Raw genomic sequence first — 10,187 nt, forward strand, 5'->3', positions numbered from 1 at the left:
AACTTGCTAAATATTTAATTTTCAAAAAGTCATCAAATGATGGCTTATTTGCTATGCGCTTTTACTATGTTTCCAATTCATACTTTAATTTTCAACCTTTTCAACCTTTTCCCTCCGAACATCAACAATAAATGTACCTCTGTCATAGAAATATATATAGAAAACTCGGAGTTTCCTATTGACAAAGTTCTGTATTTATTATATCATAATTCCAAAAGAAACTAAACGTTTCTTATTGTGACTATGAAAGGAGTTTTCTAATGAATACAGAAAATGTAAAACCGGCAAAAGAAAAGCTCGATCCAATGGTGCTCAGGGTTGCTATCATTCTGGTGGTCGGTGCCCTTGCACCACTTTTCGATACCACCATGGTCAATGTGGCCATTCATACTATTGCAACCGATATGAAGGCAGCCATTTCTGTTGTGCAGTGGATTACGACGGGATACGTTCTGGCAATGGGACTGACCGTGCCCATTTCAGGCTGGGCCACCAAGCGATTTGGATGCAAACACTCCTATATCTTTTCCGTGACGATCTTTTTGGCCGGTTCTGTGCTTGCCATGCTGTCCTGGAACATCCAGAGTTTAATCAGTTTTGCCGTTATCCAGGGAATCGGCACGGGATTGCTGATGCCCACATTACAGACAGAGCTTGTACAAGTTTCTGGAGGGCGCAACCTGGGGCGGATCATGTCCATCGTCAGTGTTCCCGCTCTGCTGGGGCCGATCCTTGGGCCGGTATTAGGCGGGGTTATCGTAAACAGCTTAAGCTGGCGGGCGATTTTCTTTGTCAATATTCCAATCTGCATCATAGCCATTCCGTTGGCTTTGTGGGGAATACCGGCCGATAAGCATTTGGAAAAGAAAGCCTCCCTTGATGTGATGGGCATGCTTTTGCTTTCTCCTGCGTTTGCCCTTCTGATTTACGGCATTGCACAGGTTGCCACCCATGGGGGTTTAAGTAGCAGGACAGTCTATGTCCCTCTTATCATCGGCATGGTTTTGATGGCATCCTATGTTATCTATGCATTGAAGACAAAACGCGAACCGGCTCTGAATGTGCGTCTGTTCAAATCCGCCAATTTTTCAGCTTCCAATATACTGCTGATCCTGTGCGGTATCATCACCAACGGGGCTATGCTGATGCTGCCCCTTTATTATCAGGAGGTGTGTGGGGCAAGTGCCCTGTATGCCGGATTGTGGCTGCTTCCGCAGGGAATAGGAATGCTGCTCACCAGAAGCTGGGCCGGTAAGGTGGCCGACCGCAACGGTTCACGCAATATTGTGCTGATTAGTCTTGCTGCTGTTGCAGTAGGAACTCTGCCCTTTGCTTTTGCTGGTGTGGATACGAATCTGATCTTTCTGGCTGCTGCTCTGCTTATCAGAGGGGCGGGGCTCGGCGGCTTGCTGATTGCAATTATGATGTCTGCTTATATCGGACTTCCCAGAGAGCAGGTTCCCCACGCCAGCATAGCCACGAGGATTTTTCAGACCATCGGCGGAGCTTTCGGGTCGGCTATCCTTGCTACCGTGGCCCAGGGGCAGATGGCAGGACATGCCGTCTCCGATCTTCATGCCATTGCCCATTCCTTCAACGTCTCGTTCTGGTGGACTATTGGTTTCACCATAGCAGCTGTGATCCCCACGATGTTTTTGACCATGTATAAAAAATCAGCATCGGAAACATCCTTACAGGAAGGGGATTCATGGAAATAAAGTGATTCTTAGGTTCAGATGGAGTTTGCTTATAAGGAATACTTTACTCCACCTGGACCTTATTAACCGTATTCTTAGTGTCTTCAGCACTTAGAATACGGTATTCTTTAGGGGAAGAACTTATACAGGCATATTCCTATTTAATATTAAATGTCAGCTATAAAATTATACTTATAGTTGTACCTTCACCCAGGGTACTTTCTATATTTATACTTCCGCCCTGTGCATCTATTATCTGCTTGGATATTGCCATGCCAAGACCTGAGCCTTCGGTGCAAGAATTGGTATTTGTACCTCTGTAATACCTTTCAAAAACATAGTTTAGATCTTTTTCAGGTATACCCCTGCCATTATCTTTTATTGTAATATGGATTTTATCTTTCTTGTAAATTGAAATGTCAATCTGCACACTGTCCCTGTTGTGAATTATGGCATTTAAAATTAAATTTGCAAGCGCTCTTCTTAAAAATTTTTTATCTACGAAAGCTTCTATATTTTCATCTTCAGGATAAAAATTCACATTTTTATTGGAGTAAAGCGGGTTGTTTAAAATTTCTATGATTGTATCCTGTAAAAGGAGAGTCATATTTGTCTCTTCCTTTTTTAAAGGTACGGCTTTGTTTTTAAATTTGTAAGTTAAATTTAAATCCTGGATTAGTGACTGTATGTAGGTGGACTTGTTGTATATTATCTCCGAGTACTGATAAATCTCCTCTTTGGAAAAAGTATAATCCGGATCTTTCATTATCTCGGCATAGCCCTTTATGGAAGACAGGGGGGTTTTCAGGTCGTGGGATATGGAGGAGATCCAGGTATCCCTCATCTTATCCAGTTCTTCTCTTTTTTTTCTGTTTTCCCTGAGAGTTCTGCCCAGGTTGTTTAAGTTTGAAAAAACGCCTTTATAGACACCTTTTTCCAGGTAATTTGTTTCATAATTGCCCCTTGAGAGTTCATCTATGCCGTTGATTATATTTTGAAGTGGTTTCCCCATCCTCTTTCCGAATACAAAATAGGATATGATTACTGCCACCAGTATATCTATACCCAGCAGCAGCAGAACTCCATTCCAGAAAAATCTTCTTAAGGAAGAAGGGTTAAAGACAAGGGTGTGTTTTGCCACTCTGTTTAGAGGAAAACCTATTATATAGGAAAAGCTCCTGCTGCCATGTTTCTTTTCACCTATAAATATGGAAGAATTGGCTATGTCGTATTTGTAGATATGGGCAAATTCTATGGGAGTATATTTAACGGAAACTGTACCGGGTTTTTTGAAGGAGTACACTTCCCTGAAATTTTCATCTATTATTTGAATCCAGGCACCGTTTTTTTGAACTTGTCTTATCCCATCTTCTTTTATAAAGGGAGTCTGATTTTTAAAGCCTACGTATTTGGAGAAATTCAATGTGAACTTTTCCGGAGTGGGATAGATTGAAATCCAGTTGTTGTATGTAGTCATCTGGCCTCCCCAAAACAGATTTACGAATAATTCAATTATAACTATGAATATCAGTGTTACAAGAAATCTTGTAGTGATATTCCAATTGGTTTTGATTTTGTTTCTGATTTTCATATTAAGCTACCTCTTCATTGAATTTTCAGCTTATAACCCAGGCCCTTGGCTGTAATTATATATTTTGGACTGGAAGGATTGTCTTCTAATTTTTGCCTTAGTTTTCTTATATGAACCATAATTGTGTTGTCATATCCCTCATAGCTGTCTTTCCAGACTTCACTGCATATCATCTGTTTGGTAAGAATTTGATTGGCATTTTGGGCCATGTAACATAACAGGTGATATTCCTTGGGAGTAAGTGTTATATTTTTACCTGACTTTGATACTTCACCTTTTGCAGGGTCAATTGTTATGTCCCCGAAGCTTATCTTTTCCTTTTTCATTGACATTTCATTTTTGATATATATGTTTCTTCGCAGATGAGCTTTGATCCTGAAGGCTACCTCCTTGGGACTGAAAGGTTTGGTTACATAATCGTCCGCACCCAGGCCCAGAGCAAGTATTTTATCTACATCTTCAGATTTCGCAGACAGGAAGATAATGGGAACAAAAGAAAAATTCCTTATATTTCTGCACACCTCAAATCCGTCCATATCCGGCATCATTATGTCCAGAACTACTATGTCAGGTTTTTCGTTTCTGCATATTTTTATACCCTCTGATCCATTTTTTCCTTTGAATATTCTCCTGAAGCCTTCTTTTCTAAGGACCGTCTCCATCAGCTTTAAAAGCTCAACTTCATCATCTATTAAAAGTATCTTTCTATCTAAAATTTGATCCTGCATTTTTACCTCCAATGGTCAAAAATATATATATTTTAATTATAGCATCATTTAGGTATCCTTCGCCTAAGATACAAAATTTTAATGTTCTGTTAAGGTTTGAATCATTGACATGGATATTGGAGTATAATATAATTTAATGGATAAATAAGTGATCATGTGACTGGCGGAAATGGAGTTTACCATGGGAAGCATGATTGAATAGAAGTTGTATCGACCGCCTGGGTAATTAATAATTTACCCGGGTTTTTTTGTGTTCAAATTTGGAAGGGAGTAATGCAGATGAAAAATAATGAACTTATATTAAAGTATGGTTGTAATCCACATCAGAAACCTGCCAGGGTTTATATGAAAAAAGGAGAACTTCCATTTAGAATTATAAATGGCAAGCCCGGATATATAAATCTCATGGATGCACTTAATTCATGGCAGCTTGTAAAGGAATTGAAAAATACTACAGGTCTTGCAAGTGCGGCCTCTTTTAAACATGTAAGTCCTGCCGGTGCTGCGGTTGCAGTGCAGCTTGATGACATACTGAAGAAGGTATATGCAGTTGAACATGTTGAGCTTTCGCCTGCAGCTACTGCATATTGCAGGGCGAGAGGTACCGATAGAATGTCTTCTTATGGAGATTTTGCGGCTTTAAGTGATGAAGTTGATTTATCTACGGCTAAAGTATTAAAAAGTGCTGTTTCTGATGGAATAATTGCGCCGTCCTATAGTAAGGAGGCTCTTGAAGTTTTAAAGAAGAAAAAGAGAGGAAATTACTGCATAATTCAAATTGACAGAGATTATGAACCCTGTGAAATGGAGAAAAGAGAAATATTTGGAGTAACCTTTGAGCAGAAAAGGAATAACGCAATTATAACAGATGAACTTTTGAAAAATATAGTAACAAAAAGAAAAGATCTCACTCAAAATGCAAAGAGAGATCTCTTAATATCAATGATTACACTTAAGTATACTCAATCCAATTCTGTATGTTTTGTGCTTGATGGACAGGTGATTGGAGTTGGTGCAGGACAGCAGTCGAGAATTCACTGCACAAGACTTGCCGGATCAAAAGCAGACATATGGTTTTTAAGACAGCATCCTTCAGTCTTATCACTTCCATTTAGAGACGGACTTAAAAAAGCTGAGAAAGATAATGCAATAGATCAGTATCTTCGTAATGATGTAACAGAAGAGGAGACACGACACTGGAAAGATGTATTTACTGAAGTTCCAAGAAAGCTTACGGAAGAGGAGAAGAAAAATTGGATTTCAAAACTTAAAGGAGTTTCTCTAGGCTCTGATGCATTTTTCCCATTTAGGGATAACATAGACAGGGCATCTAAAAGCGGGGTTGAGTACATTGTTGAGCCAGGCGGTTCCATAAGAGATGATGCTGTGATAGAAGCCTGCAATGATTATAATATGGTAATGGCCTTTTCAGATTTAAGGCTGTTTCATCATTAGAGGAAAAGAGAAAGATACATTTCAAAGATATAAAAAATTTGGTAAAATTCAAACCTTTTATGATAGAGCCTATTTCATAGAAGGCTTTTTTATTTATCAAATGGAATTTAAGGTTCCCTTAAGGTTTTGATAAATGGGATTTAAGCTGCAGGATCTATTATATGTTCATATGCTAGTTCAAGGAGGAAATTGTATGGAGGAAAATATTGTAAAAACCATAGATTTGACGAAAAGTTTTAAAAACTTTAAGGCAGTAAAGGGAATAAATTTATCTGTAAAGAAAGGAAGGGTATACGGATTTCTGGGTCCCAACGGGGCTGGAAAATCCACAACTATAAGGATGCTTTTGGGGCTTATAAAGCCTACAGGTGGACAAGTCCGTATGTTTGGCAAAGATCTTCAGAAAAACAGAATGGATATTCTGAAGAGAGTTGGGTCCATGGTGGAAGCGCCATCTTATTATGGAAATTTGACAGCCTATGAAAATCTGCAGGTATCGGCGGAACTTCTGGAACTTGACTATAAATATATTGATGAAGTTCTGGAGGTTGTGAAACTAACGGAGTGGAAAAATAGACAAGCTAGTAAATTTTCACTCGGCATGAAGCAGAGACTTGGAATTGCCCAGGCACTCATATCAAAACCGGAACTTCTTATATTGGATGAACCCACCAACGGACTTGATCCCTCTGGAATCCATGAGATAAGGGGCCTTATTAAAAGACTTCCCAAGCTCTACAATATGACAGTCATCATATCCAGTCATAACCTGAGTGAAATTGAACTTGTAGCAGATGATATTGGAATTATAAACAGGGGAAATATGCTGTTTCAAGGAACTCTTGAAGAACTTCATTCAAAAAGTAAGAGTCAGATCTGTATAGGAGCCAGGGATTCCAGAAGGCTTCAGGATACACTGGACAGCTGTGGATATGAGTATAGGACAGAGGGCAAGGATGTTTTATTAAAGCCAAGGGGAGAGGATCCGGAGGAGATTTTAAGACAGCTGGTATTGAAGAACAATAGGGTATTTAAATTTGTGGAAGTGCAAAAATCCCTTGAAGAAATATTTCTTGATCTTACTGAAGGGGGAGAAAAACTATGACATCTACTTCAATTTTAAAATCCGAGCTTATGAAATACAAAAGGTCGATACTCTGGAAGGGTGTATTTTTCATTCCGGTTCTCTCTTTTTTACTTTTGACCGCGGATTTGCACGTGAGATATAGTTTTTTAATGGCAGAGGAGCATATAAAATCCCTGTATGATCTTGGAATTTACGACAGGATAGGAGCACTTATTTATGAGAGCCATGCCTCTACCTTGTGGTTTATTCTACTAAATTTATCCATTGTTGTAGTGGCGGTTATTGTAAATTATATGGAATACAGTGAGAAAACCTGGAAACAGATAATATCAAGGCCCGTTGAAAGAAGCAAGATTTATTTGTCCAAGTGGATTGTAGTGCTTGCAGCTGCATTTATCCTGGTGATTTTAAACGGTATATTTCTGATAATTATAAAAAACTTGTTCCATATTGATGGAAGTTGCGGATTGATTTTCAATTATATAGGATTTGAGCTGTGTACAGTTTTAGGAGTGGTGGGTTTTGAGCAGTTTATAAGCTGTTACATGGAGAATTCGCTGGCAGCTGCGGCCGTGGGTTTTGCGGGAAGCATAGGGGCCTATATGCTTGCGCAGAGTAAATTTCTCTCCTATGTGGTTCCCTATGCCAATGTATTGCTGGCGATGCCTACGGGAGATAAAAGCAACGCCCAGAGAGCAGCTTTTTTTGGGATAGCTTCAGGGATACTATGGCTTGTAATAGGGGTTCTGGAATTTGATAAAAGGGATATAAAATAGGTGGTGAATAGTATGAAAAGTATATATAAAGTGGAATTATTGAAATTGAAGCACTCCAAAATATTGAATATAGTTATGTTTGTTCCCTTGTTTTTTGTTATATTGGGTTTTACAAATTTTTTGAGATATAAAGAGCTTTTTACCTCAAAAGGACAAAATGTATGGAATCAGGTGTATACTCAGAGCTCACTTTTCTATGGATTGTTTATTATAGGGCTTTTTATTACCATAGTGACGGCTGTTCTGGTGAGAATAGAAAACAGCGGGGATAATTTTAAGTGGATGCTGACATTGCCCGTAGAAAGAGAACAGCTTTATAGGGCAAAACTTCTTGTTACCTGCGGCATAGTATTTTTAAATCTTGTGCTGTTTATGATCCTTACAATTTTAGCCGGCCTGATTATAGCGCCGAAGAATCAGAGTATGCCCCAAGAGTTAATATATGCTCCGTTACTTTGCATTATAGCTTCACTGCCTGTTATAGCAGTTCAATATTATCTGAGTATGAAATGCAATAATATTGCTGTGCCGTTAGGCGTTGGGCTGGTATTTTCTCTGCCTGCAGTTTTAATTGACAATACCAGGTACTGGATGTTTTTTCCCTGGGATTATCCGGGCAGGGTATTGGTAGGTGCAACAAATGCAAGTTTCAATTTTCCGCCTTATATGTATGCGGTATCTGTTGTTTTGTTTATAATGTTTACGCTCATTGGTGCACATGAATTTAAAAGCAGGGATATATAGTTTGAGTGCTTATCCGAAACTAAGAGTCATTTGCTCTTGACAATAACGTATAGTATATATACAATTGTTAATATGGATAGAAAATTTTATGCAGATAAATTACCTAGAAAATTATTGGATGTCATAAACCGTTTTAATGAAACTGATAAAAAGGCGAGAAGTTTTGGTACGGATACAGTACTTCACCTTTCAGAAATTCATCTTGTTGAGTTCATAGGCGACAACGAAAAACTTTCCGTGTCAGAAATAGCCAGGAGGAACAATATTACAAAAGGTGCGGTTTCACAAACGCTCATTAGATTGGAGGGTAAAAAATTAATTGTAAAGGCACTGAATCCGGAAAATAAATCCCAGGCCATTGTCTTGTTGACTAAAAAGGGATGGACAGCTTATTGTGAACACAAAAAATATCATGAAAACATCAACAGAGTTATTTTGTCCTGTGTACAGGATAAGTCCGGGAAGGACATGGAAGCTATCTATAGTTTTTTAGAGCAGCTGGAGAAACTTCTTTGAAGGAAGTTCTCCATACCCATAGTGTATAGTACATATACACTATAAAATAATTTTTTATCCAAAGTCCGATATATTTTATATGAAGTTTAAAGTTCAGATATTAAATACTGATTGAGGAGAGTTTTACAATTGAAAGATTTTGGAGAGAAAAAGAAGTTTGTTTTAAGTAAATCACTGGTTCTGCTGATGGCAGTTGCCTGCGGAGTCTGTGTTGCAAATTTGTACTATATTCAACCACTTGAATCACAGATTGCGGGTGCCTTTTCCGTATCACAGAGTTCGGCAGGAATAGCAGCTACAGTCACTCAGATTGGATATGCCCTTGGACTTTTATTTATAGTGCCCCTGGGAGATATGTGCGAAAGACGTTCACTTATACTGCGAATGTTGGTTTTGGTGGCTTTATCCCTGATTATAACTGCATTTTCACAAAATTATTTTGTCATGCTTTTATCCATGTTTGCAATAGGTCTTACCACCATTGTTCCGCAGATTATTGTTCCCTATGCTGCTCACCTTTCACCGGAAGGTCAGGAGGGCAAGATTATAGGAAATGTTATGAGCGGTCTTCTTATTGGAATTTTGCTCTCACGTACCTTTAGCGGGGTAATAGGTTCAATTTTAAATTGGAGAGCTGTGTATATTTTCGGTGCATTTTTTATTGCACTGCTGTTTGCTTTTATTTTAGGGCTTTTTCCTAAAGATAAGCCGTCAAATGTAATTCCTTATAGGGAGCTTTTAAGGTCCATTCCGGATTTGATAAAAAATCAGGTTTCTCTGAGGGAATCAGCAGTGAATGGTTTCTTTATGTTTGGTTCCTTCAGTATATTCTGGACTTCACTTATATTTTTGCTTGAGACACCGGTTTATAATATGGGTACCAGAGAAGCGGGGTTATTTGGTCTCTTTGGAGTTGCCGGTGCGTTGGCAGCACCACTTATTGGCAAGGCAGCTGACAGGAAAAGTCCCAGGTTTACTGTAGGGGTGGGAGTAATATTTTCTACTGCTGCTTATGTATGTTTTATCTTCTTTGGATATCATATTATTGGTCTTATGTTAGGTGCAGTTATTCTTGATCTTGGAAATCAGTGCGGGCAGGTATCAAATCAGGCGAGAGTACAACTTCTGGGGGACAAGGTTCGCAGCCGTAATAATACCGTATTTATGTTTTCCTATTTTATAGGAGGTGCAGCAGGCTCTTTCCTTGGTACTCTCTTCTGGCAGAATTTTGGCTGGCAGGGTGTCTGCACAATCGGATTTATTTTTCAAGCGCTAGCTGTTATTGCTCATTTTATAATTTATAGAAGAAGAGGAAATTAATCAATTTTAACAAAAAGGGCGTAATTCTCCTATCTTCTATAAGTTGGATATGAATAGTCCTTGTTATTTTAGGTTCGATGCCTAAAATAATAACTACTTGACGAATTATTATATATGATGTATTCTAAAATCAGTGGTAAATATATAAATGAGGTAAAATAAATGGATTTAGATACAAATAATCATTCAGTATTTTTGCTAAATTATCATTTAGTACTGGTTGTTAAATATAGGAGAAAAGTAATAAATGATAAAATATCAAATAGGCTAAAG

The 10,187-nt window shown here is 38.4% G+C and carries 10 protein-coding genes and 1 riboswitch; of the genes, 8 read left to right on the forward strand and 2 right to left on the reverse strand.

Annotated elements, in window-relative coordinates:
* The first annotated feature begins 260 nt into the window (after positions 1-260).
* Positions 261-1,718, forward strand: a complete 1,458-nt coding sequence (locus tag LN736_RS18335; protein WP_229982174.1) for an MDR family MFS transporter — start codon at positions 261-263, stop codon at positions 1,716-1,718.
* Positions 1,719-1,875: 157 nt separating this feature from the next.
* Here the strand turns inward: LN736_RS18335 and LN736_RS18340 are convergent, their stop codons facing one another.
* Both LN736_RS18340 and LN736_RS18345 read right to left on the reverse strand, forming a co-directional pair.
* Positions 1,876-3,288 carry a sensor histidine kinase gene (locus LN736_RS18340; RefSeq protein ID WP_229982175.1) on the reverse strand — a complete coding sequence of 471 codons (1,413 nt, stop codon included), beginning with the start codon at positions 3,286-3,288 and terminating at the stop codon, positions 1,876-1,878.
* A gap of 14 nt (positions 3,289-3,302) precedes the next feature.
* A complete protein-coding gene (locus tag LN736_RS18345; protein ID WP_229982176.1) occupies positions 3,303-4,016 on the reverse strand; it encodes a response regulator transcription factor in 714 nt (237 codons plus the stop codon).
* A 146-nt stretch (positions 4,017-4,162) separates the two neighbouring features.
* A riboswitch (ZMP/ZTP riboswitch) is annotated at positions 4,163-4,247 on the forward strand.
* A 48-nt stretch (positions 4,248-4,295) separates the two neighbouring features.
* Here LN736_RS18345 and LN736_RS18350 point away from each other — a divergent pair.
* The 7 genes from LN736_RS18350 to LN736_RS18380 all read left to right on the forward strand — a co-directional run.
* The gene (locus tag LN736_RS18350) at positions 4,296-5,471 is read left to right on the forward strand and encodes a phosphoribosylaminoimidazolecarboxamide formyltransferase (protein ID WP_229982177.1); all 1,176 of its coding nucleotides are present in this window, start codon (positions 4,296-4,298) and stop codon (positions 5,469-5,471) included.
* 193 nt (positions 5,472-5,664) lie between these two features.
* Positions 5,665-6,576 carry an ABC transporter ATP-binding protein gene (locus LN736_RS18355; RefSeq protein ID WP_106008649.1) on the forward strand — a complete coding sequence of 304 codons (912 nt, stop codon included), beginning with the start codon at positions 5,665-5,667 and terminating at the stop codon, positions 6,574-6,576.
* The gene (locus tag LN736_RS18360; RefSeq protein ID WP_229982178.1) at positions 6,573-7,334 is read left to right on the forward strand and encodes an ABC transporter permease; all 762 of its coding nucleotides are present in this window, start codon (positions 6,573-6,575) and stop codon (positions 7,332-7,334) included. Before LN736_RS18355 ends, LN736_RS18360 begins: the two co-directional genes overlap by 4 nt.
* A 12-nt stretch (positions 7,335-7,346) precedes the next feature.
* Complete coding sequence (locus LN736_RS18365; protein ID WP_179977324.1) at positions 7,347-8,078, forward strand: ABC transporter permease; 732 nt, start codon at positions 7,347-7,349, stop codon at positions 8,076-8,078.
* Positions 8,079-8,150: 72 nt separating this feature from the next.
* A complete protein-coding gene (locus LN736_RS18370; protein ID WP_229982179.1) occupies positions 8,151-8,594 on the forward strand; it encodes a MarR family winged helix-turn-helix transcriptional regulator in 444 nt (147 codons plus the stop codon).
* Between the two features lie 186 nt (positions 8,595-8,780).
* A complete protein-coding gene (locus LN736_RS18375; RefSeq protein WP_229982180.1) occupies positions 8,781-9,914 on the forward strand; it encodes an MFS transporter in 1,134 nt (377 codons plus the stop codon).
* Between the two features lie 162 nt (positions 9,915-10,076).
* The coding region (locus LN736_RS18380; RefSeq protein WP_229982181.1) for a transposase at positions 10,077-10,187 on the forward strand (111 nt) is incomplete at its 3' end.

Origin of the sequence: Clostridium aromativorans (genome assembly GCF_020908015.1) — a bacterium.
Classification (GTDB): Bacteria; Bacillota; Clostridia; order Clostridiales; family Clostridiaceae; genus Clostridium_B; species Clostridium_B aromativorans.

Bases quoted from the DNA above. Each gene is read 5' to 3' on its own strand.
- LN736_RS18360 (WP_229982178.1), top strand. From the start codon at position 6,573: ATGACATCTACTTCAATTTTAAAATCCGAGCTTATGAAATACAAAAGG.
- LN736_RS18340 (WP_229982175.1), bottom strand. From the start codon at position 3,288: ATGAAAATCAGAAACAAAATCAAAACCAATTGGAATATCACTACAAGA.
- LN736_RS18365 (WP_179977324.1), top strand. From the start codon at position 7,347: ATGAAAAGTATATATAAAGTGGAATTATTGAAATTGAAGCACTCCAAA.
- LN736_RS18370 (WP_229982179.1), top strand. From the start codon at position 8,151: ATGGATAGAAAATTTTATGCAGATAAATTACCTAGAAAATTATTGGAT.
- LN736_RS18375 (WP_229982180.1), top strand. From the start codon at position 8,781: ATGGCAGTTGCCTGCGGAGTCTGTGTTGCAAATTTGTACTATATTCAA.
- LN736_RS18345 (WP_229982176.1), bottom strand. From the start codon at position 4,016: ATGCAGGATCAAATTTTAGATAGAAAGATACTTTTAATAGATGATGAA.
- LN736_RS18355 (WP_106008649.1), top strand. From the start codon at position 5,665: ATGGAGGAAAATATTGTAAAAACCATAGATTTGACGAAAAGTTTTAAA.
- LN736_RS18335 (WP_229982174.1), top strand. From the start codon at position 261: ATGAATACAGAAAATGTAAAACCGGCAAAAGAAAAGCTCGATCCAATG.
- LN736_RS18350 (WP_229982177.1), top strand. From the start codon at position 4,296: ATGAAAAATAATGAACTTATATTAAAGTATGGTTGTAATCCACATCAG.